Annotated in this window: 27 protein-coding genes and 1 pseudogene; 12 read left to right on the plus strand and 16 right to left on the minus strand. The window is 62.3% G+C overall.

Going from position 1 to position 25099, the window contains the following annotated elements; all coding sequences use genetic code 11:
• The first annotated feature begins 109 nt into the window (after window positions 1–109).
• Genes ccmA through AC07VG_RS16210 form a run of 10 tightly spaced genes read left to right on the plus strand, consistent with a single transcriptional unit; the run spans window position 110 to window position 7361 of the window.
• The gene (gene ccmA / locus AC07VG_RS16165) at window positions 110–691 is read left to right on the plus strand and encodes a cytochrome c biogenesis heme-transporting ATPase CcmA (RefSeq protein ID WP_495001517.1); all 582 of its coding nucleotides are present in this window, start codon (window positions 110–112) and stop codon (window positions 689–691) included.
• Complete coding sequence (gene ccmB / locus AC07VG_RS16170) at window positions 688–1356, plus strand: heme exporter protein CcmB (protein WP_495001518.1); 669 nt, start codon at window positions 688–690, stop codon at window positions 1354–1356. The genes ccmA and ccmB overlap by 4 nt, the downstream gene beginning before the upstream one ends.
• A gap of 45 nt (window positions 1357–1401) precedes the next feature.
• Window positions 1402–2160: a heme ABC transporter permease gene (locus AC07VG_RS16175; RefSeq protein ID WP_495001519.1), complete on the plus strand. Its 759-nt coding sequence runs from the start codon at window positions 1402–1404 to the stop codon at window positions 2158–2160.
• Entirely contained in the window at window positions 2157–2333 is a 177-nt protein-coding gene (ccmD, locus tag AC07VG_RS16180) for a heme exporter protein CcmD (protein ID WP_103499454.1), read from the plus strand. Before AC07VG_RS16175 ends, ccmD begins: the two co-directional genes overlap by 4 nt.
• Window positions 2330–2785, plus strand: a complete 456-nt coding sequence (gene ccmE / locus AC07VG_RS16185; RefSeq protein ID WP_100940651.1) for a cytochrome c maturation protein CcmE — start codon at window positions 2330–2332, stop codon at window positions 2783–2785. The genes ccmD and ccmE overlap by 4 nt, the downstream gene beginning before the upstream one ends.
• Before the next feature lie 3 nt (window positions 2786–2788).
• Window positions 2789–4762 (plus strand): heme lyase CcmF/NrfE family subunit, encoded by a 1974-nt coding sequence (locus tag AC07VG_RS16190; protein ID WP_495001520.1) that lies wholly within the window; start codon window positions 2789–2791, stop codon window positions 4760–4762.
• Entirely contained in the window at window positions 4759–5295 is a 537-nt protein-coding gene (locus AC07VG_RS16195; RefSeq protein WP_495001521.1) for a DsbE family thiol:disulfide interchange protein, read from the plus strand. Before AC07VG_RS16190 ends, AC07VG_RS16195 begins: the two co-directional genes overlap by 4 nt.
• Window positions 5292–5762, plus strand: coding sequence for a cytochrome c-type biogenesis protein (locus AC07VG_RS16200; RefSeq protein WP_495001522.1), 471 nt, complete (start codon window positions 5292–5294; stop codon window positions 5760–5762). Before AC07VG_RS16195 ends, AC07VG_RS16200 begins: the two co-directional genes overlap by 4 nt.
• Window positions 5759–6958, plus strand: coding sequence for a c-type cytochrome biogenesis protein CcmI (gene ccmI, locus AC07VG_RS16205; RefSeq protein WP_495001523.1), 1200 nt, complete (start codon window positions 5759–5761; stop codon window positions 6956–6958). Before AC07VG_RS16200 ends, ccmI begins: the two co-directional genes overlap by 4 nt.
• Window positions 6959–6968: 10 nt before the next feature.
• A complete protein-coding gene (locus AC07VG_RS16210) occupies window positions 6969–7361 on the plus strand; it encodes a hypothetical protein (RefSeq protein ID WP_495001524.1) in 393 nt (130 codons plus the stop codon).
• A gap of 47 nt (window positions 7362–7408) precedes the next feature.
• Here the strand turns inward: AC07VG_RS16210 and AC07VG_RS16215 are convergent.
• Together AC07VG_RS16215 and AC07VG_RS16220 are read right to left on the minus strand one after the other, a co-directional pair.
• Window positions 7409–7651 (minus strand): annotated as a pseudogene (locus AC07VG_RS16215) (PIN domain-containing protein); the annotation flags it as partial.
• Window positions 7648–8112, minus strand: coding sequence for a helix-turn-helix domain-containing protein (locus AC07VG_RS16220; protein WP_495021531.1), 465 nt, complete (start codon window positions 8110–8112; stop codon window positions 7648–7650). The pseudogene AC07VG_RS16215 and the gene AC07VG_RS16220, both read right to left, overlap by 4 nt.
• A gap of 227 nt (window positions 8113–8339) precedes the next feature.
• On the opposite strand from AC07VG_RS16220, the gene AC07VG_RS16225 reads away from it, so the two are divergent.
• Window positions 8340–8978: a hypothetical protein gene (locus AC07VG_RS16225; RefSeq protein ID WP_495021532.1), complete on the plus strand. Its 639-nt coding sequence runs from the start codon at window positions 8340–8342 to the stop codon at window positions 8976–8978.
• Between the two features lie 161 nt (window positions 8979–9139).
• On the opposite strand, the gene AC07VG_RS16230 is transcribed toward AC07VG_RS16225, so the two are convergent.
• The 6 genes from AC07VG_RS16230 to gcl all read right to left on the minus strand — a co-directional run bounded on the left by AC07VG_RS16230 (window position 9140) and on the right by gcl (window position 15950).
• Complete coding sequence (locus AC07VG_RS16230) at window positions 9140–10138, minus strand: sulfate ABC transporter substrate-binding protein (protein WP_495001527.1); 999 nt, start codon at window positions 10136–10138, stop codon at window positions 9140–9142.
• Window positions 10139–10230: 92 nt separating this feature from the next.
• Window positions 10231–11055: an ion transporter gene (locus AC07VG_RS16235; protein WP_495021533.1), complete on the minus strand. Its 825-nt coding sequence runs from the start codon at window positions 11053–11055 to the stop codon at window positions 10231–10233.
• A 196-nt stretch (window positions 11056–11251) separates the two neighbouring features.
• Window positions 11252–12169 carry an urea transporter gene (locus AC07VG_RS16240; protein WP_495021534.1) on the minus strand — a complete coding sequence of 306 codons (918 nt, stop codon included), beginning with the start codon at window positions 12167–12169 and terminating at the stop codon, window positions 11252–11254.
• Window positions 12170–12369: 200 nt separating this feature from the next.
• A complete protein-coding gene (locus tag AC07VG_RS16245; protein WP_495001530.1) occupies window positions 12370–13260 on the minus strand; it encodes a 2-hydroxy-3-oxopropionate reductase in 891 nt (296 codons plus the stop codon).
• An 18-nt stretch (window positions 13261–13278) separates the two neighbouring features.
• A complete protein-coding gene (gene hyi / locus AC07VG_RS16250) occupies window positions 13279–14061 on the minus strand; it encodes a hydroxypyruvate isomerase (RefSeq protein ID WP_495021535.1) in 783 nt (260 codons plus the stop codon).
• 113 nt (window positions 14062–14174) lie between these two features.
• Window positions 14175–15950, minus strand: coding sequence for a glyoxylate carboligase (gene gcl / locus AC07VG_RS16255; protein ID WP_495021536.1), 1776 nt, complete (start codon window positions 15948–15950; stop codon window positions 14175–14177).
• A 255-nt stretch (window positions 15951–16205) separates the two neighbouring features.
• On the opposite strand from gcl, the gene AC07VG_RS16260 reads away from it, so the two are divergent.
• On the plus strand, window positions 16206–16646 hold the full coding sequence (locus AC07VG_RS16260) for a GlcG/HbpS family heme-binding protein (protein WP_495001533.1): 441 nt from the start codon (window positions 16206–16208) through the stop codon (window positions 16644–16646).
• 144 nt (window positions 16647–16790) lie between these two features.
• Here the strand turns inward: AC07VG_RS16260 and AC07VG_RS16265 are convergent, their stop codons facing one another.
• The 8 genes from AC07VG_RS16265 to puuE all read right to left on the minus strand — a co-directional run bounded on the left by AC07VG_RS16265 (window position 16791) and on the right by puuE (window position 25082).
• A complete protein-coding gene (locus tag AC07VG_RS16265) occupies window positions 16791–17399 on the minus strand; it encodes a TetR/AcrR family transcriptional regulator (protein WP_495001534.1) in 609 nt (202 codons plus the stop codon).
• Window positions 17400–17665: 266 nt separating this feature from the next.
• Complete coding sequence (locus AC07VG_RS16270) at window positions 17666–18451, minus strand: outer membrane protein OmpK (RefSeq protein WP_495001535.1); 786 nt, start codon at window positions 18449–18451, stop codon at window positions 17666–17668.
• Window positions 18452–18804: 353 nt separating this feature from the next.
• Window positions 18805–20160 carry a nucleobase:cation symporter-2 family protein gene (locus AC07VG_RS16275; protein ID WP_495001536.1) on the minus strand — a complete coding sequence of 452 codons (1356 nt, stop codon included), beginning with the start codon at window positions 20158–20160 and terminating at the stop codon, window positions 18805–18807.
• 323 nt (window positions 20161–20483) lie between these two features.
• Complete coding sequence (locus AC07VG_RS16280; RefSeq protein ID WP_495021537.1) at window positions 20484–21836, minus strand: urate hydroxylase PuuD; 1353 nt, start codon at window positions 21834–21836, stop codon at window positions 20484–20486.
• A gap of 51 nt (window positions 21837–21887) precedes the next feature.
• Window positions 21888–22391 (minus strand): ureidoglycolate lyase, encoded by a 504-nt coding sequence (locus AC07VG_RS16285; RefSeq protein WP_177105590.1) that lies wholly within the window; start codon window positions 22389–22391, stop codon window positions 21888–21890.
• Window positions 22392–22587: 196 nt separating this feature from the next.
• Complete coding sequence (gene alc / locus AC07VG_RS16290) at window positions 22588–23583, minus strand: allantoicase (protein WP_495001538.1); 996 nt, start codon at window positions 23581–23583, stop codon at window positions 22588–22590.
• 60 nt (window positions 23584–23643) lie between these two features.
• Window positions 23644–24159 (minus strand): 2-oxo-4-hydroxy-4-carboxy-5-ureidoimidazoline decarboxylase, encoded by a 516-nt coding sequence (gene uraD, locus AC07VG_RS16295; RefSeq protein ID WP_495001539.1) that lies wholly within the window; start codon window positions 24157–24159, stop codon window positions 23644–23646.
• Window positions 24156–25082 carry an allantoinase PuuE gene (puuE, locus tag AC07VG_RS16300; RefSeq protein WP_495001540.1) on the minus strand — a complete coding sequence of 309 codons (927 nt, stop codon included), beginning with the start codon at window positions 25080–25082 and terminating at the stop codon, window positions 24156–24158. Before puuE ends, uraD begins: the two co-directional genes overlap by 4 nt.
• Between the last annotated feature and the right edge of the window lie 17 nt (window positions 25083–25099).

Below are 25099 nucleotides of genomic sequence, written 5' to 3' on the forward strand. Positions count from 1 at the left end.
CTCACTTTAACGGCTGCGCCCGTGCCGACTTGAACTGTAAAAAGGCCTCGATTATTTGACCAACCCTCTTCTAGAAGCCTTGGCGCTCGCCTGTGAACGGGACGGGCGGATGCTCTTCGAGCACCTCGAATTGCAACTGCGTCCCGGTGACCTGTTGCAGATCAGCGGTCCCAATGGCAGCGGCAAGACTAGCCTGTTGCGCCTGCTGGCCGGGCTGATGCAGCCAACCGCCGGGGAAGTACAGCTTAACGGGCTGCCGCTGAATGCCCAGCGCAGCGAGCTGGCACGCACGCTGTTGTGGATCGGTCATGCCGCCGGGATCAAGGACCTGCTGACCGCCGAAGAGAACCTCAGTTGGTTGTGTGCCCTGCATCAGCCGGCCGGGCGCGAGGCGATCTGGCGGGCTCTGGCGGCGGTCGGGCTACGCGGTTTCGAGGATGTCTCCTGCCATACCCTGTCCGCCGGCCAGCAGCGCCGCGTGGCCCTGGCCCGGTTGTATCTGGACAGCCCGCCACTGTGGATTCTCGATGAACCTTTCACCGCTCTGGACAAGCAGGGCGTCGCCCAACTCGAAGAACACCTGGCCGGTCATTGCGAGCGCGGTGGCATGGTCGTGCTGACCACCCACCACACATTGGCCCGCATGCCCGCCGGTTACCGTGATCTTGACCTGGGGCGGTGGGCCGCATGAATGTTTTCGGTCTGTTGTTCGCCCGTGAAGCGCGCCTGCTGTTTCGTCGTCCGGCGGAGCTGGCCAATCCGCTGGTGTTCTTCGCCATTGTGATTGCGTTGTTCCCGTTAGCGGTCGGTCCCGAGACAAATATGTTGCAAACCTTGTCTCCGGGCTTGGTCTGGGTGGCGGCCCTGTTGTCGGTCCTGCTCTCGCTGGACGGGCTTTTTCGCAGTGATTTCGAGGACGGATCCCTGGAACAGTGGGTCCTTTCGTCGCATCCCCTGGCTCTTCTGGTTTTGGCCAAGGTACTGGCACACTGGGTTTTTTCCGGCCTGGCCCTGGTCCTGCTCGCGCCTTTGCTGGCGCTGATGCTCGGATTACCGAGTGCCTGCTTGCCGGTGCTGTTGTTATCGCTACTCTTGGGTACGCCGGTACTGAGTCTGCTCGGGGCGGTAGGGGCGGCCCTGACGGTGGGATTGAAGCGTGGTGGCCTGTTACTGGCGCTGCTGATCCTGCCGCTGTACATCCCGGTACTGATTCTCGGCAGCGGGGCCCTGCAGGCCGCGTTGCAGGGCATGCCGGCCAGCGGTTACCTGCTCTGGCTGGGCAGCCTGGCCGCCCTGGCGGTAACCCTGACACCTTTTGCAATAGCGGCTGGCCTGAAGATCAGCGTCGGCGAATAATGAGGTCTGGTCGGTTGATGACCAGCGAAGACCCTTGGATGTACCGTGATGAACTGGACTTGGTTTCATAAGCTGGGCTCGCCCAAATGGTTCTATGGCATCAGCGGACGCCTGCTGCCCTGGCTGAGCGTGGCCGCCGTGCTGCTGATCGGCGTCGGCGTGGTCTGGGGCCTGGCCTTCGCGCCGCCGGACTACCAGCAGGGCAACAGCTTTCGCATCATCTACATCCACGTGCCGGCGGCCATGCTGGCCCAGTCCTGCTATGTGATGCTGGCGGTCTGCGGTGTGGTGGGACTGGTCTGGAAGATGAAACTGGCCGATGTCGCGCTGCAATGCGCCGCGCCCATCGGTGCCTGGATGACTGCCGTGGCGCTGATCACCGGGGCCATCTGGGGCAAGCCGACCTGGGGCGCGTGGTGGGTCTGGGATGCGCGCCTGACCTCGATGCTGATCCTGCTGTTCCTCTATTTCGGCCTGATCGCTCTGGGCAATGCCATCACCAATCGCGACAGCGCCGCCAAGGCCTGCGCGGTGCTGGCGATTGTCGGGGTGATCAATATCCCGATCATCAAATACTCGGTGGAGTGGTGGAGCACTCTGCACCAGGGCTCGACCTTCAGCCTGACCGAGAAACCCGCCATGCCCGCTGAGATGTGGCTGCCGCTGTTGCTGACGGTCCTGGGTTTCTACTGTTTCTTCGGTGCCGTGGTGCTGCTGCGCATGCGCCTCGAAGTGCTCAAACGCGAGGCCCGGGCCAGTTGGGTCAAGGCCGAAGTACTGAACGAACTGGGGGTGGCTCGATGAGTTTTGCCACCTTCGGCGATTTTCTCGCCATGGGTCATCACGGCCTGTATGTCTGGTCGGCCTATGGCATCTGCCTGGCCGTGCTGGCTTTGAACGTCGCGGCGCCGATCCTGGCCCGGCGGCGTTACCTGCAACAAGAGGCGCGTCGTCTGCGCCGGGAGAATGCCAAGTGAACCCGCTGCGCAAAAAGCGCCTGATCATCATCCTCGCCATTCTGGTCGGCGTCGGCGCTGCCGTAGGCCTGGCCTTGAGTGCGTTGCAGGAAAATATCAACCTGTTCTACACGCCGACCCAGATCGCCAACGGCGACGCGCCCCATGGCACGCGGATTCGCGCCGGCGGTATGGTGGAGAAGGGCTCGCTGCAACGTTCCGGCGACTCGCTGGACGTGAAGTTCGTGGTCACCGATTTCAACAAGTCCGTCACCATTACCTATCGCGGCATCCTCCCGGACCTGTTCCGCGAAGGGCAGGGCATCGTTGCCCTGGGCAAGCTCAACGCCGATGGCGTGGTGGTGGCCGATGAAGTGCTGGCCAAGCATGATGAGAAGTACATGCCGCCGGAAGTCACCAAGGCGTTGAAAGACAGCGGTCAATCCGCCCCGACGCAAGCCAAGGAGGGTTGATTGATGATTCCTGAGTTGGGCCATCTGGCCATGATCCTCGCACTGTGTTTCGCCCTGGTGCAGGCCACCGTCCCGCTGTTCGGCGCCTGGCGCGGCGACCGCCTGTGGATGAGCCTGGCGCGGCCGGCGGCCTGGGGGCAGTTCTCTTTCCTGGTGTTCGCCTTCGGGGTGCTGACCTACGCCTTCATGACCGACGATTTTTCCGTCAGCTATGTCGCCAACAACTCCAACAGCGCCTTGCCCTGGTACTTCAAGTTCAGTGCCGTATGGGGCGCCCACGAAGGTTCGTTGCTGCTCTGGGCCCTGATCCTCGGCGGCTGGACCTTTGCCGTGTCGGTCTTTTCCCGGCAATTGCCACAGGTGATGCTGGCCCGGGTGCTGGCGGTGATGGGCATGATCAGCACCGGCTTTTTGTTGTTCCTGATCCTGACTTCCAACCCGTTCTCGCGGATCCTGCCGCAGATTCCGGCGGACGGTCGCGACCTCAACCCGTTGTTGCAGGATGTCGGCCTGATCGTCCACCCGCCGATGCTCTATATGGGCTATGTCGGTTTCTCGGTGGCCTTTGCCTTCGCCATCGCCGCCTTGCTCGGTGGCCGTCTTGACGCGGCCTGGGCGCGCTGGTCGCGGCCCTGGACCATCGTCGCCTGGGCGTTCCTGGGTGTTGGGATCACCCTCGGCTCCTGGTGGGCCTACTACGAGCTCGGTTGGGGCGGCTGGTGGTTCTGGGACCCGGTGGAAAACGCCTCGTTCATGCCCTGGTTGGTGGGTACGGCGCTGATTCACTCGCTGGCGGTCACGGAAAAACGCGGGGTGTTCAAGAGCTGGACCGTGCTCCTGGCGATCGCGGCGTTTTCCCTGAGCCTGCTGGGGACCTTCCTGGTGCGTTCCGGCGTGTTGACCTCGGTGCATGCCTTTGCCTCCGACCCGGCGCGTGGGGTGTTCATCCTGATCTTCCTGCTGTTCGTGGTCGGTGGTTCGCTGACCCTGTTCGCTCTGCGCGCGCCGGTGGTGAAAAGCCATGTCGGCTTCAACCTGTGGTCGCGGGAAACCCTGCTGCTGGGCAACAATCTGGTGCTGGTGGTGGCGGCCTCGATGATCCTGCTGGGCACGTTGTATCCGCTGGTGCTCGATGCCCTCAGTGGCGCCAAGCTGTCGGTTGGCCCGCCGTACTTCAATGCCTTGTTCATCCCGCTGATGGCGCTGCTGATGGTGGTGATGGCGGTTGGCGTGCTGGTGCGCTGGAAAGACACCCCGGTGAAATGGCTGCTGGGCATGCTGACCCCGGTGCTGCTGGGCAGCGTCGCCCTGGCGGTGGTGGCCGGGCTGGTTTACGGCGATTTCAACTGGGCGGTGCTGGCGACCTTCCTGCTGGCGGCCTGGGTGCTGCTGGCCGGCGTCCGTGACATCCTCGACAAGACCCGCAACAAGGGCCTGATCAAGGGCCTGCCAAGCCTGACCCGCAGCTATTGGGGCATGCAGCTAGCGCACCTGGGTATCGCGGTCTGCGCCCTGGGCGTGGTGCTGTCGAGCCAGGAAAGCGCCGAGCGTGACCTGCGCATGGCGCCGGGCGAGTCCATGGAACTGGGCGGTTACCACTTTATCTTCGAAGGCGCCAAGCATGTCGAAGGGCCGAATTTCACCTCGGACAGAGGCACGATCCGGGTGATTGAAAACGGCAAGGAAGTGGCGCTGCTGCACCCGGAGAAACGCTTGTACACCGTGCAGCAATCGATGATGACCGAAGCCGGGATCGACGCTGGTTTCACCCGTGATCTCTACGTTGCCCTTGGCGAACCACTGGAAAACGGCGCCTGGGCGGTGCGGGTGCACGTCAAACCGTTCGTCCGCTGGATCTGGTTCGGTGGTTTGCTGACCGGCTTGGGTGGCGCACTGGCGGCGCTGGACCGGCGTTATCGAATCAAGGTGAAAAGCCGCGTGCGTGAAGCACTGGGACTGAGTGGAGCGACGGCATGAAGCGTTGGTTGATGGTATTGCCGCTGGTGGCGTTCCTGGTGATGGCGGTGTTCCTCTATCGCGGTTTGTACCTCGATCCGTCCGAGCTACCGTCGGCGATGATCGGCAAGCCGTTTCCGGCGTTCGCGTTGCCCAACGTGCAGGGCGACAAGCAACTGAGCGTGGCCGACCTGCAAGGCAAGCCGGCGCTGGTGAATGTCTGGGGCACCTGGTGCATTTCCTGCCGGGTCGAGCACCCGGTGCTGAACAAGCTGGCCCAGCAGGGCGTGCTGATCTATGGCGTCAACTACAAGGATGACAATGCCGAGGCATTGAAGTGGTTGAAGGATTTCCACAACCCCTACCAGCTGAATATCCGCGACGAGCAGGGCACCCTGGGCCTGGACCTGGGGGTCTATGGCGCGCCGGAGACCTTCCTCATCGACGCCAAGGGCGTGATTCGCTACAAGCACGTCGGCGTGATCGACGAGACGGTCTGGCGTGAACAACTGGCGACGGTGTATCAGTCGCTGGTTGACGAGGCCCACCCATGAAGCGCTGGTTAGCCGCGGTCGCCCTGGGCCTGAGCCTGGTCGGCGTAGCCCATGCCGCCATCGACACCTATGAGTTCGCCAACGACGCCGAGCGTGACCGCTTTCGCGACCTGACCAAGGAACTGCGCTGCCCCAAGTGCCAGAACCAGGACATCGCCGATTCCAATGCGCCGATTGCCGCCGACCTGCGCCGGGAGATTTTCCGCATGCTCGGCGAGGGCAAGGACAATCAGCAGATCATCGACTTCATGGTCGACCGCTATGGCGATTTCGTGCGCTACAAGCCGGCCCTGAGCGGCAAGACCGCCTTGCTCTGGTTCGGCCCGGCCGGCCTGCTGCTGGGCGGCCTTGTCGTGATCGCGGTGATCGTCCGCCGTCGTCGTGCCGAGGGCGCCGCTGCCCCGGATGGGCTTTCCGCCGAGGAGCGCCAGCGCCTCGACCACCTGCTGGATAAGAAAACCGAATGATTGATTTCTGGCTTGCCACAGGTCTGTTGTTACTGATTGCCCTGAGTTTCCTGTTGATTCCGATTTTGCGTGAACGCCGCGTGCAGCGCGAAGAAGATCGCACCGCGCTGAACGTCGCCCTCTACCAGGAGCGTGTCGCCGAGTTGCAGGCGCAGCAGGTCGAAGGCGTGCTCAGCGCCGAGCAGATGGACAGCGGTCGGGCGGAAGCGGCCCGTGAGTTGCTGGCCGATACCGAGGGTGTGGCACCGACTCGCGTCTCGCGCTTGGGCAAGCCGTTGCCCTTGCTGGCCGCGTTGCTGGTACCGGTGCTGGGCTTGGCGCTGTATTTGCATTTTGGCGCCAGCGACAAGGTCGAGCTGACCCGTGAGTTCGCCCAGGCGCCACAGTCCGTGGAAGAGATGACCCGGCGTCTGGAACGGGCGGTGGCGGCCCAGCCGGATTCCGCCGAGGGCCTGTATTTCCTTGGGCGTGCTTATATGGCCCAGGACCGTGCGGCCGATGCGGCGAAGGCCTTCGAGCGGGCGGTCAAGGTGGCCGGGCGCCAGCCTGAGTTGCTCGGGCAGTGGGCCCAGGCGCAGTACTTTGCCGACAGCAAGCGTTGGTCACCGCAGGTCCAGGCGCTGACCGACGAAGCCCTCAAGATCGATCCGAAAGAAGTCACCAGCCTGGGGCTGTTGGGGATCGCGGCGTTTGAAGGGCAGCGTTACCAGGAGGCCATCGACTACTGGAAACGCCTGTTGGTGCAATTGCCGCCGGACGACAATTCCCGTGCGGCTTTGCAGGGCGGTATCGACCGCGCCAGTGAGAAGCTGCTGGCGAATGGCGGCAAGGTCGCCGAGGTGCCTGTGGTCAAGGGCGCGCTGTTGAAAGTGCGGGTTGATCTGGCCGCGGACCTGAGGGCCAAGGTCCAGCCGGGCGACAGCGTCTTTATCTTCGCCCGGGCCACCCAGGGTCCACCTGCGCCGTTGGCGGCCAAGCGCCTGACGGTCGCTGACCTGCCGGCCACCGTTGAATTGGGTGACGCGGACGCAATGATGCCGCAATTGAAACTGTCTAACTTTCCTGAAGTCCAACTGGTTGCACGGGTATCCCGCGCCGGCCAACCGACGGCGGGCGAGTGGATCGGGCGCAGCCGGCCGATGGCCAGCAGCACCGCCGCGCAACAGAACCTGACCATCGACAGCCCGGATAAATAGAGAATTCGCCATGACCACCATCGCTCGCCTCACCCTGTTAACGCTGGTCCTGGGGGTGAGCGCTTGTGCGGTGCATCGCCCGCCGCCGGAGGGACCGACGATCCCGCCTTCCGGTCCGACGACCCAGCCGTATCCACCGTATACGCCGGGTAAACCGATCCCACCGAGCAAACCACGTCCGAGCTTCTCGCCGACGTTTGCCCCGCCACCGGGTGGTAACAGCCACTGGGACGGGCAGATGGGCGTCTATGTCCTCGACAACCAGACCAACACCTTCTATCGCCAGCGCACCTACTACCGCTGGAACAACGGCTGGAGCCGCGCCATCAGCCCCAACGGACCCTGGGAAGACACCGATATCCATGGCGTGCCGCCGGGGTTGGGCAAGCAGTTCGGGCAGTGAGTGAAAACGGTGATCTTTAGAGGTCGCCGTTTTTTTTTGGAAGCGACTTCATACCCGGTGACCTCGCCATCGGGGATTGCGCGATCCATCAGGAGGGAGGTGCGATCCAGTTGTTCAAGCGTCAGGTCCGGGCGGTTTTTCAGCAGGTTTCTTTTCCACTCCCTGTGGATATCGGCAGTCCACCTCGCTCGAAATCTGCCAGACAGTGCCAGCCACATCAAAAAATCACGAAGAGGGGCGGGGTACAGCACACAGGCGTCGTACACAGCAGTAAAGGGCGAATATCTCATTCGTAGCCCATCCTCTGTTGCTGCGCTTGCTCGGCGAGTTCGGCCATGGCCTGTTCGCTATCCAGTGAGCGTTGAGTTTTATAGGTCATGAGGTCGGCAAAGCGTACGCGGCGGTGCTTGCCGGTTTTGTGAAACGGCAATTCACCCGACTCCAGAAGCTTGATCAGGTGCGGACGAGAGACATTGAGCATGTCGGCGGCTTCTTGCGTGGTCAGTTCGGCGTGGACAGGGACCACCTGGACAGCGTTCCCGGCGGCAAGCTCGGCCAATATCTCCACCAGCAACCTCAGCGCCGTGGTCGGTAGTTCAACGCTATGGGCCTCGTTGCGTTCGTCGAAGATCTGAATGTGCTGCGTGTCGAACCTTGTGGCCAGAAAGGCCGCCAGGGCGCGTTGACCTTCGATGGCGACCTGGACCTCGTGTTCGAGGGGCAAGTTGATGGTGAGGGCAGATTGAGTCATGGCTGGCTCCAGGGGTATGTAGAATCGATGATGAGAATTTATTCGAAATAAACGAAAATCGCAATAAACGAAATGCCTTGCACAATGCAATGCCTGGAAACTTGCCCTTCGTTGGGAGACTCAAACCGGGAAGGCGATATTTTCATCCACGAATCCTCTTATCAGCGCTATAACAGTCGTGTTGAATTGAGAACCGTTTATCTCCCACCCAAGGAACCTGACGTCCCATGAATTCGATTTTCGGTAAGTTGGCCCGCCGCAGCGCGTTGGCCTCGGCGATGAGTCTGGCGGTATTGATGTCTGTTGGCGTTGCCCAGGCCGCCGATGCCCCGGCCCAGCGGGTGGCGGTGCGCGGTGAAATCACGGCGTTCGAGGGTGATGCGCTCAAGGTCCATACCATCGCTAATGAAGATGTCACTGTCGGCCTGACCAAGGACACCCAGGTCCGCGGTGTGACCCTCGCGAAGCTCTCGGATATCAAGCCCGGCAGTTACATCGGCACGGCGGCGATGCCGGGCCTGGACGGTACGCTGACGGCGATGGAAGTGCATGTGTTCCCGCCGGAGATGGCCGGTACCGGGGACGGTCACCGTCCTTTCGATCTGGCCCAGGGCAGCACCATGACCAATGGCCGGGTGGGTGAGTTGAAGGTCGCCAATGGGCGGACCTTGACCCTGAGCTACAAAGGCGGGGAGAAGACGATCGTGGTGCCGGATGGCGTGCCGGTCGTCAACCTGGTGCCAGGTGATCGCAGCCTGCTCAAACCGGGGGTGAAGGTGGTGTTGTTTGCCCAGCAAGGCGCGGATGGCAAGCTGACCGCGGCGGGGATTTCGGCGGGCAAGGATGGGGTCAAGCCGCCGATGTAGCGGCCGTTCCATTACCTCGAAAACACCATCGACCTCGTAGGAGCCGGCTTGCCGGCGATGGCGATCTGCGGGGGCACCGCCAGAACTTCAGCCTGTCGGCTGATCGCCAGCAAGCTGGCTCCTACAGGGTTTTCGGTGTTTTCAATGACGCGTGCTATCAGTTACTTGCCGTTGTAGATCTGGTCGAACACGCCACCATCATTGAAGTGGGTCTTCTGCACGGTGCGCCAGTCGCCAAAAGTTTTCTCCACCGAGAGGAAGTCGACTTTCGGGAAACGGTCGGTGAACTTGGCCAGCACCTGCGGATCACGCGGGCGCAGGTAGTTGTTGGCGGCGATTTCCTGGCCTTCCGGCGACCACAGGTACTTCAGGTATTCCTCGGCCACCGCACGGCTGCCTTTCTTGTCGACCACCTTGTCCACCACGCTCACCGGCGGCTCGGCCTCGGCGGACACGCTCGGGTAGACCACTTCGAACTGATCGCGACCAAATTCGCGGGCAATCATTTCCGCTTCGTTCTCGAAGGTCACCAGCACGTCGCCGATCTGGTTGGTCATAAAGGTGGTGGTGGCCGCCCGCCCGCCGGTATCAAGCACCGGCGCCTGCTTGAACAACTTGCCGACAAACTCCTTGGCCTTGTTCTCGTCGCCGCCGTTCTTCAGCACATAACCCCAGGCCGACAGGTAGGTGTAGCGACCGTTACCCGAGGTCTTGGGGTTCGGCACGATCACCTGGACACCGTCCTTGAGCAGGTCCGGCCAGTCCTTCAGGGCCTTGGGGTTGCCCTTGCGCACAATAAACACGGTGGCGGAGGTGAACGGCGCGCTGTTGTTCGGCAGCCGGGTGACCCAGTTGTCCGGCACCAGCTTGCCGTTGTCCACCAGGGCGTTGATGTCGGTGGCCATGTTCATGGTGATCACGTCCGCTGGCAGGCCGTCGATAACCGAACGCGCCTGTTTGCTGGAGCCGCCGAAGGACATCTGCAGAGTGATGTTCTCATTGTGCTCGGCCTGCCAGTGTTTCTGAAATGCTGCGTTGTAGTCTTTGTAGAAGTCACGCATCACGTCGTAGGAAACGTTCAGCAAGGTCGGTGCGGCCTGGGCCAGACTGGCAAAGGCCAGGCCAGCGGCGATAAGTGAGGCGCCAAAGAGTTTTTTCACTGCGCAGTCCTTGTTTCAGCTGAGAGAGGGGCAATTTGCCAGCAACTATAACGGCGCTGGCATAGTCACTTAAAGATTAAAAAATGCTTTGTTTATTCTATTTTCTTGTATAGCGCATTCCCACAGCGAGAGCAGAAAGAGGCTTCCGGCTCGTGGCTGTTTTTCCCGCAGGTCGGGCAGTCGTGCTTATGCGAATCGCCACGCATGGCGCTGGCCAGCTCGGCGGTGAAGATCCCGGTGGGCACGGCGATGATCGAGTAACCGGTGATCATCACCAGGGACGAAATCACCTGGCCCAGCACGGTCTTGGGCACGATGTCGCCATAACCCACGGTGGTGAGGGTCACGATAGCCCAGTAGATCCCCTTGGGAATGCTGGTAAAGCCGTGTTCCGGGCCTTCGACCACGTACATCAGGGTGCCGAACACGATCACCAGGGTGCAGACGCTGAGCAGGAACACCAGGATCTTCTGCTTGCTGCCGCGCAGGGCGTCGAGCAGGTAGTGCGCCTGTTTCAGGTACGGGCCGAGCTTGAGTACCCGGAAGATCCGCAGCATGCGGATGATGCGGATGATCAGCAGGTACTGGGCGTCGCTGTAGTAGAGCGCGAGGATCCCCGGCACGATGGCCAGCAGGTCCACCAGCCCGTAGAAGCTGAAGGCGTAGCGCAGCGGCCGTGGCGAGCAGTACAGGCGCAGCAGGTACTCGATGGCGAAAATGACCGTGAAGCCCCATTCGATATAGGCCAGGGCGTCGGCGAAGGTCTGGTGAAAACTCTCGATGCTGTCGAGGATCACGATCACCAGGCTGGCGAGGATGATCAGCAGCAGGGTCTTGTCGAAGCGCCTGCCGGCGACGGTGTCGGATTGGAAAACCATGACGTAGAGCCGCTGGCGCCAGTCGTTGTTGCTGTTCATGAAGTGTTGCCCAAGCTTATGGATGCGGGAAGCGTGGGGGATTGCCGATCAATGCGCAAGCCGGCGGGCTTTGGGGGAGCATTGGGTGCGCTCCCTTGTAGGAAGTCGGATTGCCGGCGATGGCGTCCTCAGGGGCGATGCATGACTTTGAGGGCCTCATCGCCGGCAAGCCGGCCCACAGGGCTTTGCGGCGCTTTCAGGATCCCGTTTCCTTTGCCGGCCAGCATTGGGCTTGCTGTCTACTGTTGCTTGTCTGGTGCAATACCCGGGCCCCGGCCCGGACCAGCCAGCAGGCGAGGATAAAGGGCGCGGTCAGCGGCGCCAGGCCGAGGGCGGAGAAGCCGGGTGTCAGTACGCTCGCCAGGGCGATGCCGATCAGCGCGGGCCAGGGGCTTCGCTGCCGTTGGCTCAGGGCGAGCGCGACCAGCGCCGGGTTGTAGCCGGCCAGTCCGAGCTGACTGGGTGACAAAGGATCGTGCAGGAGGGTGAAGGCCAGCCCGGCAGTGCTGCCGAGGACCGCCCAGAAGGCTGCGCGGCGATTGGCGAGCAGCAGCCCGATGAAGATCGACAAGGCCGCCACGGGCTGGTCGAGAAACATGATCTGGCTCAGGCCCATGAAGGCGGTGCTGGCGTAGGCGAGGGCGTCGTCAAAGGGCAGTGTCACGCTGCTCTGGGCGGAGGGTGTGAAAGCCAGCAAGAGCCAGCTCAGTCCGACAAAGGGCGCGGTGTAGGCGGGCAGGTTCTGGGCGTCGCTGGCGTATTTGAGCCATTGCCGGACCAGGATCGCGCTCAGGCCGGAGGCGGCGATGATCAGCGGTGGGATCAGTATCGACCAGGGAAACTGCAGGCTGATCAGCAGCCCCAGCAGCACGCCGTTGTAGCTGTAGAGACCGGCCTGGCGCTCGGCCTTGGGGTAGCCGCGTCGCTGAGCGGTGAGCAGGCCGGCAAGACCGCCGAGTAACGCGCCGCCAAGCAGGCTCGGTGCGCTCAGGAGTATCGCCAGCAGGCAGCACAGGCCGCAGAGCGGATGGCGCTGGAGGACGATCTGGCTGAAGCCGTTGAGCAGGGCGGTCGCCCAGTCGGGGCAGTGGGGCGTGTTGGGAGTCTTCGGCATGGTGCTGTGTCAGGGGGATTCTTTGGGGGCGCGAGACCGCTTTCGCGAGCAAGCTCTGCTCCTACAGGATCTGTGCTTGACGCCACATTGTAGGAGCCAGCTTGCTGGCGATGGCGGCCGATCAGACGATGCAAGGCTCACAGGCCTCATCGCCGGCAAGCCGGCTCCTACAGTTGATCGCGTTCAGCCGGGAGGGAGGGCTAGCGCTCGCGAATCGAAAAATTCGCCATATGCTCCAGGCCCTTGATCAGCGCCGAATGGTCCCACTGGCTGCCGCCGATGGCCGCGCAGGTGTTGAACAGCTGTTGGGCATTGGCGGTGTTGGGCAGGTTGATGTTCAGTTCGCGGGCACCGGCCAGGGCCAGGTTCAGGTCCTTCTGGTGCAGGCTGATGCGGAAGCCCGGGTCGAAGGTACCCTTGATCATGCGTTCGCCATGCACTTCGAGGATTTTCGACGAGGCAAAGCCGCCCATCAACGCGTCACGGACCTTGGCCGGGTCGGCGCCGTTTTTCGCGGCGAACAACAACGCCTCGGCCACCGCCTGGATATTCAGGGCGACGATGATCTGGTTCGCCACCTTGGCGGTCTGGCCGTCACCGTTGCCACCCACCAGGGTGATGTTCTTGCCCATGTGCTGGAACAGCGGCAGGGCGCGGGCAAAGGCCTGGGCGTCGCCGCCGACCATGATGCTCAGGGTCGCGGCCTTGGCGCCGACTTCACCGCCGGACACCGGGGCGTCGAGGTACTGCGCGCCTTTTTCGTTGATCCTGGCCGCGAACGCCTTGGTGGCAGTGGGCGAGATCGAACTCATGTCGATAACGATCTTGCCCGGGCCGACGCCGGCGGCAATGCCGTCGGCACGAAACAGCACATCCTCGACCTGCGGTGTGTCCGGCACCATGACGATGATGAACTCGGCTTCCTGGGCGACTTCCTTCGGGGTCGCCAGGGCCACCGCGCCAGCACTGACCAGGTCGACCGGGGCGGCATCGTGGTGATTGGACAGGAACAGGCTGTGACCTGCCTTTTGCAGATTGATGGCCATGGGATGGCCCATGATGCCGGTGCCGATAAAACCGATTTTAGCCATGACAACGTCCTCTTTTTCTTATATCGCGTTATGGGTTTTCAGCCAGCCCAGCCCGGCTTCGGTGCTGGTCAGCGGCTTGTACTCGCAGCCGACCCAGCCCTGGTAACCGATGCGCTCCAGGTGCTCGAACAGGAACCGGTAGTTGATCTCTCCGGTTCCCGGCTCATGCCGTCCTGGGTTGTCGGCCAGTTGCACATGGTTGATCTCGGCCAGGTGCTCGGACAGGGTCCGCGCCAGATCACCTTCCATGATCTGCATGTGATAGATGTCGTATTGCAGGAACAGGTTGGCGCTGCCCACCTGCTGGCGGATCGACAGGGCCTGGGCCGTGGTGTTCAGGTAGAAGCCGGGGATATCACGGGTGTTGATCGCTTCCATCACCAGGCGGATGCCGACGGCTTCAAGCTTGCCGGCGGCGTACTTGAGGTTGTCGACGAAGGTCTTTTCCAGCACGGCCTCGTCGATGCCCAGGGGGCGGATGCCGGCCAGGCAGTTGATCTGGGTATTGCCCAGCACCTGGGCATAGGCGATGGCCAGGTCGACCCCGGCACGGAACTCCTCGACCCGCTCCGGGTGGCAGGCAATCCCGCGTTCGCCCTTGGCCCAGTCGCCGGCCGGCAGGTTGAACAGCACCTGGGTCAGGCCATGACTGTCGAGTTGTGCCTTGATCTCGGCCGAGCTGAAGTCGTAGGGGAAGAGGTATTCCACACCGCTGAAGCCGGCAGCGGCGGCGGCCTTGAAACGGGCCAGGAAGTCCTGTTCGGTGAACAGCATGGACAGGTTGGCGGCAAAGCGTGGCATGGGTGTCTCCTGGCGAATCGATACAAAGCGTTTGAACAGGCCGCAGGCGCGGCGATAGCGGGAGCGAATCTGAGATCGCCGGCGCCTGCGGGTCGTGTTTGTGCCCGGGTGGATCAGTCGAGCAGCGCAATCGCCGTCGGTGCATCGTTGCCGACCAGCGCGAGGTCTTCGAACTCGTTGATGGCGTTGATCTCGGTGCCCATGGAAATATTGGTTACCCGTTCGAGAATGATCTCGACAATCACCGGCACCCTGAACGCCTCGATCATCGCCTGGGCCTGACGTAGCGCGCCCTGGATCTGATCCGGCTCGAACACCCGCAGGGCCTTGCAACCCAGGCCCTCGGCGACGGCCACATGGTCCACGCCATAACCGTTGAGCTCCGGTGCGTTGAGGTTGTCGAAGGACAGCTGCACGCAGTAGTCCATGTCGAAGCCGCGTTGGGCCTGGCGGATCAGCCCCAGGTAGGAGTTGTTCACCACCACGTGGATATACGGCAGCTTGAACTGCGCACCCACCGCCAGTTCCTCGATCATGAACTGGAAGTCATAGTCGCCGGACAGTGCCACTACCTTGCGGTTCGGATCGGCCTTGACCACCCCCAGCGCCGCCGGAATGGTCCAGCCCAGGGGGCCGGCCTGGCCGCAGTTGATCCAGTGCCGTGGTTTGTAGACGTGGAGAAATTGCGCGCCGGCAATCTGCGACAGGCCGATGGTGCTGACGTAACAGGTGTCCTTGCCGAACACCTGGTTCATCTCTTCATAGACGCGCTGGGGTTTGACCGGCACGTTGTCGAAATGGGTCTTGCGTTGCAGGCTGGCCTTGCGCTGCTGGCAATCGCCGAGCCAGGCACTGCGATCCTTCAGCTTGCCGGCGGCCTGCCATTCACGGGCCACTTCGATAAACACGCTCAGGGCCGCGGCGGCGTCGGAAACGATGCCCAGGTCCGGGGTGAAGACGCGGCCGATCTGGGTCGGTTCGATGTCCACGTGAATGAACTGGCGGCCTTCGGTGTAGACCTCCACGGAGCCGGTATGGCGGTTGGCCCAGCGGTTGCCGATACCGAGTACCAGATCGGACTTGAGCAGCGTGGCGTTGCCGTAGCGGTGGGAGGTTTGCAACCCGACCATGCCGACCATCAGCGGGTGGTCGTCGGGAATCGTGCCCCAGCCCATCAGGGTCGGGATCACCGGAATACCGGTCAGTTCGGCGAACTCCACCAGCAATTCGCTGGCATCGGCATTGATGATGCCGCCGCCGGCCACCAGCAACGGGCGCTCGGCCTGATCGAGCAGGGCCAAGGCCTTCTCGACCTGGATGCGGGTGGCGCTTGGTTTGGCCAGTGGCAGCGGCTGGTAGGCGTCGATATCGAATTCGATCTGGGCCATCTGCACATCGAACGGCAGGTCGATCAGCACCGGACCGGGACGACCGGAGCGCATTTCATAAAAGGCTTTCTGGAAGGCGTAGGGCACTTGGCCGGGTTCGAGCACGGTGGTCGCCCACTTGGTCACCGGCTTGACGATGCTGGTGATGTCCACGGCCTGGAAGTCTTCCTTGTGCAGTCGTGCCCGTGGCGCCTGGCCGGTGATACAGAGGATCGGGATCGAATCGGCGCTGGCGCTGTACAGACCGGTGACCATATCGGTACCGGCCGGGCCCGAAGTGCCGATGCACACGCCGATATTGCCGGCCTTGGTGCGGGTGTAACCCTCGGCCATGTGCGAGGCGCCTTCGACGTGGCGAGCAAGGACGTGATCGATACCGCCGAGCTTTTGCAACGCGCTGTACAGCGGGTTGATCGCGGCCCCGGGAATGCCGAAGGCGGTGTCCACGCCTTCGCGACGCATCACCAGGACGGCGGCTTCGATTGCTCTCATTTTGCTCATTGTTTTGTGCCTCTTGCGTTTTGTAATTGTATACAAGTTGCTGTGTGGCGAGTGTATTCACGCTGGACGGCGCTGGTCAATGCCTTTTCTAAAATGATTGGTAGATTCGTTCCGAGGCCGTTTATAGCTTGGTTGAGTGATTGTTAGCATATTTTTGTATACAAAAATATTTATTATTGTGTTCTATTTGTTCTGTCGAACGGCTCCTGACACGGAGCGTCAACGCTTCTCCCCCCACTCGATGAGGACGGCACCATGAGCGCTTTAACCTTGAACGTCGCAGTCAACCTGGCCAGCCAGGCGATTTCCGCTGGCCGGGCCATTTCGGCGGCGCCGCTGACCATTGCGGTGCTGGATGGCGGTGGGCACCTGGTGACACTGCAACGCGAGGACGGGGCGAGCCTGTTGCGCCCGCAGATCGCCATCGGCAAGGCCTGGGGCGCGATTGCCCTGGGCAAGGGCTCGCGCTTGCTGGCGCTGGATGCGCAACAGCGGCCGGCGTTTGTGGCGGCGTTGAATAGCCTGGGGCAGGGCAGTGTGGTGCCGGCTCCGGGTGGGGTGCTGATTCGTGATCAGGAGGGGAAGGTGATCGGGGCTATCGGGATTACCGGGGATACTTCGGATATCGATGAGCAGTGTGCGATCAGTGCGGTCGAGGCGTTGGGGTTGGTGGCGGATGCCGGGGTGTCAGTTTGATTTTTGCTGCCTGAGCGGACGCCTTCGCGGGCAAGCTCCGCTCCCACAAGTTCTATGTCACAGCGAAGATGTATGAGCGGGCACGGACATTGTGGGAGCGGAGCTTGTCGGGTCGCCGCACCGCCGCGAGTGGCGCACCGCGATCTATCGGTCCGGCTCACAACCCTTGAGCACCAGCCGCACGATGGTCTGCGCCGCCGCTTCATAGTCGACGTCTTCCAGCTTGGCCTTGCCGGTGATTGAGGAGATCTGCCAGTCGAAATCGGCATAGGTCTGGGTTGCGGCCCAGATGCTGAACATCAGGTGATGGGGGTCGAGCGGGGCGATCAGACCGCGGTCGATCCAGGTCTGGATGCAGGCGATATTGTGCCGGGCCTGGGCGTTGAGCTGTTCCACCTGCTCGGGGCTCAGGTGCGGCGCGCCGTGCATGATTTCACTGGCGAAGACCTTGGAGGCAAACGGCAGGTCGCGGGAGATACGGATCTTCGAACGGATATAACCGGCCAGCACCTCGGCGGGCACGCCCGCGGGGTTGAACGGCGTCGAGGCCCGGAGGATCGGCTCGATGATGCTTTCCAGTACCTCGCGGTAGAGGTTGTCCTTGGACTTGAAGTAGTAGTAGACGTTGGGCTTGGGCAGGCCGGCCTTGGCCGCGATATCGCTGGTCTTGGTGGCGGCGAAGCCCTTGTCGGCGAACTCTTCGCTGGCGGCGCGCAGGATCAGTTCACGGTTGCGTTCGCGGATGGTGCTCATAAACCAGGTTTTTCCTTGCCGGCCCGGGCGGTTGGGCATGGTAGCACCGGGTTTGCGCAAGGCTCAAGAATGCCCCTTCCACACGGGTGTATGGAAGCGGTCGGTGATGTCCTTGAGTCCTGCGCCGTCTAATCGGCGGCTATCGCCAGCAAGCTGGCTCCTACAGGTTTTGGGGCACGACGATAGCTCGTGGTGATACGCATAACGGTAGGAGCCAGCTTGCTGGCGATGGCGGTCGACCAGGCGCCGCAGGACTTACGACGCCATCAGAAGTGGTACTTGATCAACAGGCTCGCGGTGTCCTGGTTGGTCTTGAACTCCCCGCTGCTCTCGAGGCCATACTTGTTCTTCCAGTAGTCGTACTCGACCCCCACGTACAACTGCTTCTCGCCCCAATGCAAGGCCTTGCCCAGGTCGTACTTGATCTGCGGGTTGAAGTGCAGGTTGGCGTGGTAGGTCCCTTGGGCATTGCGGTCGTTGTCCACCACCCAGTCCATATAGCCGTCGATCAGCACGTTGGAGTTCCCTAGCGGCAAGGTATAGGACCAGACCGGGGTGATCTGCCAGATATTGCTGCCCGGACGATTGCTGTCGGTATGGCGCTGGTAGAAGTTCAGCTGGAAGTAGTCGAACCCCGGTACGTCCAGGTCGAAGCCGGGGCCGAACAGGTAGGCGTTGGTGTCGCCTTCGCCGAACTCGTAGGTCATGGCCAGCAGTACGTCCTTGACCGGGCCGAAGGCGAATGAGCGGTCGAAGATCTTGCCCATGGACAGCCGTGGGCTGAACTCGCCGTAGTAGGTGTTTGGGCCGAGCCTGGTATCGGCCTTGCCGTTGTAGAAGATCCGGTCGAGGAAGAAAAAGTTGTCGCCGTACTTCCAGGCGTCGGCGTGCTCGAAGGTGAGGGTCTGCTGAATCTGCGGGTTGACGGTGAAATTCTTGCCGTACAGATAGGTCAGACTGTTGTTCTGCCATTGCAGCAGGTCGCCCGCGCAGGAAGGTCCCGCGGCCAGCAGGGCGGTGGACAATATCAGGCTCGTACACGTGCGCTTCATGGGTGTGTTCCCTAAGGTCAGTGGTTCGACGAATCCGTCGTTCGGCGCTCTGGGTCTGGCGCCTTTTTTTTCTGTGTGCCAGCATCGGCTCGCCAGCCTGCCTGCTCCTGGCAAGGGCTGGATCAAGGCAAAAAAAGGTCAAAGACGCCTCGTCCGGCTGTCCGCGAAACAGTCGATCGGGAGGGCGTCGATAGGCCTTGAGGTTGTCTCGCGCCGGGATTGGCTGGCGCTTGGGTCAGGTGTCGGTGGCGATGGCTGGTTCAAGCGGATTCGAGCGGGCGCGCAGCATACTGACTCGCGCCCAAGGGCTCAAGCACCCCGTGCCAGAGCCCTCGGATCCGTCGGCAAGGGCATCAGTGCGGCTGCACATGCCCGCTGAGTGCCGCCCGTTCGGCGCCCCCCAGCACGTTGAACAGCAGGTTCAGGGACACGGCGCTCAAGGTCGCCATGGCGATACCGCTGTGGGTGATCGGACCCATCCACAGTGGCAGGTGGGCGAAGAACTCCGGCCGCACCACGGGGATCAGGCCCATGCCGATGCTCACCGCCACCAGCAACTGGTTGCGCCGGTCGGAGATATCGGCCTCCTGGAGGATCTTGATCCCGGTGGCCGCGACCATGCCGAACATGGCAATGGCCGCGCCGCCCAGTACCGCCGGTGGAATCGACGCCACCAGGAACGCGGCCTTGGGCAGCAGGCTGAGGATGATCAGGAAGATCCCGGCGACGATGGTCACCGAGCGGCAGCGCACGCCGGTCATCTGTACCAGGCCGATGTTCTGGGCGAAGGAGGAGTGGGTGAAGGTGTTGAAGAAACCGGCGAGGAACGAAGCGCCGGCGTCGCACAGCAAGCCGCGCCGGAGCATGCGAGGGGTGACGTCCTGGCCGGTGATCTTGCCCAGGGCGAGGAACATCCCGGTGGACTCGACGAAGATGATCACCACCACCAGGCACATGGACAGGATCGGCGCCAGGTGAAACTGCGGCAGGCCGAAATGCAGTGGCGTGACGACTTTCAGCCAGGGCGCCTGGGCCAGGCCGCCGAGGTCGACCATGCCGATGACACCCGACAGGACATAACCCAGGAGCATGCCGATCAGCACCGAGATATTCACCCAGAAACCGCGCATGAAGCGGTTGATCAGCAGAATGGTGGCCAGTACCAACGCGGCCACCGTGAGGTAGATCGGCGCGCCGAATTGTGGCGCGGCACTGCCGCCGCCGGCCCAGTTCACCGCCACCGGAAACAGCGAGAGGCCGATGGCGGTAATCACGGTGCCGGTGACCAGGGGCGGAAAGAAACGCACGATCCTGGACATGAACGGGGCGATCAGCAGGCCGAAGAACCCGGCGGCGATGGTGGCGCCGAAGATCCCGGTCATGCCGATGCCGGGCATGCCGGCCATGGCCACCATGCTGCCGACGGCGGCGAAGCTGGCCCCCATCATTACCGGCATGCGGATGCCCATGGGGCCGATGCCAAGGGATTGCACCACGGTGGCGATACCGGCCACCAACAGGTCGGCGTTGATCAGAAAGGCGATTTCCTCACGACCCAGGCCGGCGGCCTGTCCGATGATCAGCGGTACGGCGACGGCGCCGCCATACATCAGCAGAACGTGTTGCAGACCCACCAGGATCAACTGCAACAGGGGCAGACGCTGGATAGCGGGTGCGGCGGGGATGCGCGGTTCGGATGACTCGGACATGCAACACCTCGGATCTTTTTTATTCTTGTGGTTTTAGCGCTGTGTGGTTGCGGACAGCGTTTTTTGAAACGGTTGCAGCGATGTGGCGAACGGACCTCTTGTGGCGAGTGGGCAAGCCCTAATACCGTTCAGTTAAGGCCGAACACGGTCCCTGTGGGAGCAGAGCTTGCTCGCGAAGAGGCCCTTGAGGCCGCTAAAAGCTTTGCGGCGGTGCGGCGATCCGACAAGCACCGCTCCCACCGTGACGGTCATTGCGTTCTGACTGGAATAACGTGGGGCGCGCTTCGCGCCCCAGCGTGGGCAAGCCCACTCGCCATCGATGTTTAGTTGGTGCGTGCCCCCTGGTTGATCCAGGCCGCGATCAGGTCACGTTCCTGCTGGGTCATCTGGGTAATGTTGCCCAATGGCATGATCTGGGTGGTGACGGCCTGGGCCTGTATGCGCGGGGCCAGTTGCTGGATCTGTTGCGCGGTATCGAAGATCACCCCGGCCGGCGCCGAACTGAACAGCGGGCTGCTGGGCTGGGCCGAATGGCACACCGCGCAGCGTTCCTGGATCACGCTGTGAACCTTGTCGAAGCTGACGTCGGCGACATTGGCTGTCGGCGCTGTTGCGCTTGGAGCTGGTGCTGGAGCGGCCGTTACGGGTGCAACAGCGGGCGTCGCCGGTGCTGCGGATGCCGCTGGCGCCACCTCGGCTGGCTTGCCGCCCAGTGCGGTTTCCGGCAGCGGCTGGTATTCGATCTTCGCCGGGGCCTTGGCCAACTGCGGTGCGCTCGGGGTCGGGGCCGGGCCGGTGACATAGGCCAGGCAGATCATCCCCAAAGCCGCGACCGGCAAGGTCCAGGCAAACTTGTGGCTGTTGTGGCGGGTGTTGAAGTAGTGCCGCACCAATACCGCCAGCACCGCGATCCCGGCCAGGATCAGCCAGTTGTACGGGCTGCCGTAAGTGCTCGGGAAGTGGTTGCTGATCATGATGAACAGCACCGGCAGGGTGAAGTAGTTGTTGTGCCGCGAACGCAGTAGACCCTTGGCCGGCAGGGCCGGGTCCGGCGTGCGGTTCTCGGCGATCGCCGCCACCAGCGCGCGCTGGGCCGGCATGATGATGCGGAACACGTTGCCGACCATGATAGTGCCGATGATCGCACCGACATGCAGGTACGCACCGCGACCGCTGAATACCTTGCTGAAACCGTAGGCAGCGGCAATCAGCAGCACGAACAAAATGAAACCGAGCAGGACCGGGCGCTTGCCCAGGGCCGAGTCACAGAGAAAGTCGTAGACGAACCAGCCGGCGATCAGCGCGCCGATGCCGATGGCCACGCCCTCGGGGCCGCTCAGGCCGCTGCCGGGGGCAACGAGGTAGAGCAGCGGGTTGGAGTAGAACACCACGCAGAGCAGTGCGATCCCCGACAGCCAGGTGAAATAGGCTTCCCATTTGAACCAGTGCAGGTTATCCGGCATGGTCGGTGGGGCCAGTTTGTATTTTTCCAGGTGGTAGATACCGCCGCCGTGGATCGCCCACAGGTCGCCGGCCAGGCCGTCCTTGGGGTTGACCCGGTTGAGGTTGTTCTCCAGCCAGACGAAGTAGAACGATGCACCGATCCAGGCCACGCCCGTGATCATGTGAATCCAGCGCACGCTCAGGTTCAGCCATTCCATCAGATGTGCTTGCACAGTCTTTACCTCTCGCCTGTCACTCTTTTTCGGGAGTGATCAGACCTTCTCTTATTGGTGGGGGGCGAGGATCAGGTACTCATCCTCTTTGAAGAAATGCTCATCGCAGTTGTTGCCGGAACCACTGCGATCAACCACCAGGAAGTCATCCCGCTTTTCGATCGTCAGCACCGGGTGGTGCCAGACGCCGCGATGGTAATTGATGCCCTGCCTGCCATTGCTGACAAAGGCGCGGACCAAGCCTGATACCGGTGCATCGCCAAGGGGCGCGACCACGATCAGAAAGGGGTTGCCGAGCAGCGGGATAAAAGCCTGGCTGCCCAGCGGATGGCGCTCGAGCATGCGCACGGTCAAGGGCATCTCCAGCGCGTCGGCGCGGAAGATGCTGATGATCGCCTGGTCGTCCGGCGTGGCGGTTTGCACCGTCGCCAGGCGATGGAAGCGCTGGGTCGAACCGTTGTTGATCATGAAGTGGTCGCTGCCGTCGGTTTCGATCACGTCACCGAAAGGGGCGAAGGCTTCTTTGCTCAGCGGTTCAATCGTCAGTGTGCGCATGCGGTTCTTCTATTCTCTAATTCATGAATGGCTACGCCGCTATCCCGTGGACGCGGATTTGTGCGAGCGGTGCTTGGGTGGGAGCGGAGCTTGCCCGCGAAGAGGCCCTCAAGATCGCCAAGAGCTTCGCGGGCAAGCTCCGCTGCCACAGTTTCAGTTCCACACAAAATCTGTTCCCACAGAGTGTGCATTACCTTTATTTTGCAACCTTGCCCAGCACTCGCAGCCGGCTGACACCGCCGTCCGGGAATACGTTCAGGCGGATATGGGTGATGGGCCCCAGCGCCTTGATCTGTTCGGCGAAGCTATGTTCCTGGTGCATTTCCAGCTTCTGGCTGGGCAGCAGTTCACGCCAGAACAGACTCTGGGTCTCGATCTGGCTGTCGGTGCCGCCCTTGACGAAGGCGCCCTGGATCGAGCAACTGTCCGGGTAGTTGCCCTTGAAGTGCAGGGTGTCGACGATGATCTGCTCGATCTCGCCCGGATGACCCAGGGCCACGATCACCCAGTCATTGCCCGGGGTACGCCGGCGCGCGGTTTCCCAACCGTCGCCCATATTGACGCCACGGCCCGGGTTGAGGATGTTGCTCATGCGCCCGAAGTGCTCGTCGGAGCAGGCCAGGGCACGACCACCGTTAAGCGCGGAAGCCAGGTCGACCTGTTCGTTGTCGCCCACCGCCGACCAGTCACGGAACGGAATGCCGTAGACCCGCAGGCGTGCCACGCCACCGTCTGGATAGATGTTGAAACGCAGGTGACTGAAGGCCTGGTCGTTGCTGATCTCGTGGTAGTGATGGCTGTTGCCTTGCAGCTCGACGGCGGACAGCACTTCGATCCACTGGGTGTTTTCGTCCGGCTCGCCCTGGCTCAGGAAACAGGCTTCCAGCGAGGCCGATGGTGGATAGTTGCCGGTGAAGAACGAGGTGTCGATGTCCACGCCCTTGATCGAGCCAGCCACGCCGAGGCGGATCACCGCGCTGTCGTAGCCTTCGAAACGCTTGCGGCGCGACTCCCAGCCGTCCATCCACTTGCCGTTGTCGTCGAACACGCCTTCCTTCCATACGGCCGGAGTCGGCTGGAACAGGCGGTTGGCGTCGGCGAACCAGTCATCGGTGACCGAGAGGATCTTGGTGCCCAGGCGGGCGTCGGCCAGATTGACGAACTTCTCGAAAGGTGCGGCGTAGGCTTTCATACTTTTTGTCTGCCTTTTAATGAGTGGTTGGGGAGGCTTGCCGGGTTCAGGCGCGGCTCGCTAAAGGGTCAGTAGGCGGAACAGGGCGATCTTGTTGATCTCGGCCAGCGCACACTGGAACTCGGTGTCCACCGGGTTGTGGATGCGCTCTTCGAACGCGGCCAGTATCTGATGCCGGTTGCTGCCTTTTACCGCCATGATGAAGGGAAACTTGAACTTGGCTTTATAGGCGTCGTTCAGCTCGGTGAAGCGCTGGAACTCCTCGCTCGAGCATTGGTGAATACCGGCGCCGGCCTGTTCGTTCGTGCTGGCTTCGGTCAACTGGCCCTGGACGGCGGCTTTGCCTGCCAGGTCCGGGTGAGCGTTGATCAGGGCCAGCTGGCTGGCGTGATCGGCGCTCAACAGGATGTCGCTCATGCGCTGGTGCAGGGTCTCGACCTCGTCGAGGCCGGTGTCCTGGCCCAGGTCGAAAGTCTTCTCCGCGACCCAGGGCGAATGTTCGTAGATATCGGCGAAGGCCTGGATAAAGGCCGCGCGGTTCAGGGTCGATGGCTTGAGGGTCTGGAAGGCAGTCATTTCACGGCTTCCTGGAACGGGTGGGTGGCGTGCCAGTGGCGGGCGATATCGACCCGGCGACTGAACCAGACCCGGTCGTGGCCCTTGACGTATTCGATAAAACGCTGGAGGGCGGCCAGGCGTGCCGGACGGCCGATCAGGCGGCAGTGCAAGCCGATGGAAAGCATTTTCGGCGCATCGGCGCCTTCGGCGTAGAGCACGTCGAAGGCGTCCTTGAGGTACTGGTAGAAATCGTCGCCCGTGTTGAAGCCCTGCACCTGGGTGAAGCGCATGTCGTTGGTGTCGAGGGTATAGGGAATTACCAGGTGCGGCTTGCCGGTGGGGTTGTTGGGCTCCCAGTAGGGCAGGTCGTCGTCGTAGGTGTCCGAGTCATACAGGAAGCCGCCTTCCTCCATCACCAGCTTGCGGGTGTTCGGCCCGGTGCGCCCGGTGTACCAGCCCAGTGGCCGTTCGCCGCTGATTTCGCTGAGGATGCGGATGGCTTCGAGCAGGTGCTCGCGCTCCTCGGCTTCGTCCATGTACTGGTAGTCGATCCAGCGGTAGCCGTGGCTGCAGATCTCGTGGCCGGCCTCGACCATGGCACGGATTACGTCCGGGTGGCGCTGGGCGGCCATGGCCACGGCGAACACGGTCAGGGGAATATCGAAGCGCTTGAACAGTTTGAGAATCCGCCACACGCCAGCACGGCTGCCATACTCGTAGAGCGACTCGATGCTCATGTTGCGTGCGCCCTGCAGGGGTTGCGCCGCAACCATTTCCGAGAGGAAGGACTCGGATTCCGGGTCGCCATGGAGGATGTTGCGTTCGCCGCCTTCTTCGTAGTTGAGCACAAAGGACAAGGCGATGCGGGCGTTGCCCGGCCAGTGGGGGTGAGGCGGGTTGCTGCCGTAACCGATCAGGTCGCGTGGGTAGTCGGCGCTCACTGCAGTGTTCCTTCTTG

The sequence above is a fragment of the Pseudomonas sp. GW821-FHT03C07 genome, from assembly GCF_059420925.1.

Bases quoted from the DNA above. Each gene is read 5' to 3' on its own strand.
- AC07VG_RS16195 (WP_495001521.1), top strand. From the start codon at position 4,759: ATGAAGCGTTGGTTGATGGTATTGCCGCTGGTGGCGTTCCTGGTGATG.
- AC07VG_RS16260 (WP_495001533.1), top strand. From the start codon at position 16,206: ATGAGCGCTTTAACCTTGAACGTCGCAGTCAACCTGGCCAGCCAGGCG.
- uraD (WP_495001539.1), bottom strand. From the start codon at position 24,159: ATGACTGCCTTCCAGACCCTCAAGCCATCGACCCTGAACCGCGCGGCC.
- AC07VG_RS16285 (WP_177105590.1), bottom strand. From the start codon at position 22,391: ATGCGCACACTGACGATTGAACCGCTGAGCAAAGAAGCCTTCGCCCCT.
- AC07VG_RS16200 (WP_495001522.1), top strand. From the start codon at position 5,292: ATGAAGCGCTGGTTAGCCGCGGTCGCCCTGGGCCTGAGCCTGGTCGGC.
- ccmB (WP_495001518.1), top strand. From the start codon at position 688: ATGAATGTTTTCGGTCTGTTGTTCGCCCGTGAAGCGCGCCTGCTGTTT.
- ccmA (WP_495001517.1), top strand. From the start codon at position 110: ATGCTCTTCGAGCACCTCGAATTGCAACTGCGTCCCGGTGACCTGTTG.
- alc (WP_495001538.1), bottom strand. From the start codon at position 23,583: ATGAAAGCCTACGCCGCACCTTTCGAGAAGTTCGTCAATCTGGCCGAC.
- AC07VG_RS16265 (WP_495001534.1), bottom strand. From the start codon at position 17,399: ATGAGCACCATCCGCGAACGCAACCGTGAACTGATCCTGCGCGCCGCC.
- hyi (WP_495021535.1), bottom strand. From the start codon at position 14,061: ATGCCACGCTTTGCCGCCAACCTGTCCATGCTGTTCACCGAACAGGAC.
- ccmD (WP_103499454.1), top strand. From the start codon at position 2,157: ATGAGTTTTGCCACCTTCGGCGATTTTCTCGCCATGGGTCATCACGGC.
- AC07VG_RS16225 (WP_495021532.1), top strand. From the start codon at position 8,340: ATGAATTCGATTTTCGGTAAGTTGGCCCGCCGCAGCGCGTTGGCCTCG.
- AC07VG_RS16220 (WP_495021531.1), bottom strand. From the start codon at position 8,112: ATGACTCAATCTGCCCTCACCATCAACTTGCCCCTCGAACACGAGGTC.
- AC07VG_RS16245 (WP_495001530.1), bottom strand. From the start codon at position 13,260: ATGGCTAAAATCGGTTTTATCGGCACCGGCATCATGGGCCATCCCATG.
- AC07VG_RS16190 (WP_495001520.1), top strand. From the start codon at position 2,789: ATGATTCCTGAGTTGGGCCATCTGGCCATGATCCTCGCACTGTGTTTC.
- AC07VG_RS16275 (WP_495001536.1), bottom strand. From the start codon at position 20,160: ATGTCCGAGTCATCCGAACCGCGCATCCCCGCCGCACCCGCTATCCAG.
- AC07VG_RS16240 (WP_495021534.1), bottom strand. From the start codon at position 12,169: ATGCCGAAGACTCCCAACACGCCCCACTGCCCCGACTGGGCGACCGCC.
- gcl (WP_495021536.1), bottom strand. From the start codon at position 15,950: ATGAGCAAAATGAGAGCAATCGAAGCCGCCGTCCTGGTGATGCGTCGC.
- AC07VG_RS16270 (WP_495001535.1), bottom strand. From the start codon at position 18,451: ATGAAGCGCACGTGTACGAGCCTGATATTGTCCACCGCCCTGCTGGCC.
- AC07VG_RS16210 (WP_495001524.1), top strand. From the start codon at position 6,969: ATGACCACCATCGCTCGCCTCACCCTGTTAACGCTGGTCCTGGGGGTG.
- ccmI (WP_495001523.1), top strand. From the start codon at position 5,759: ATGATTGATTTCTGGCTTGCCACAGGTCTGTTGTTACTGATTGCCCTG.
- AC07VG_RS16235 (WP_495021533.1), bottom strand. From the start codon at position 11,055: ATGAACAGCAACAACGACTGGCGCCAGCGGCTCTACGTCATGGTTTTC.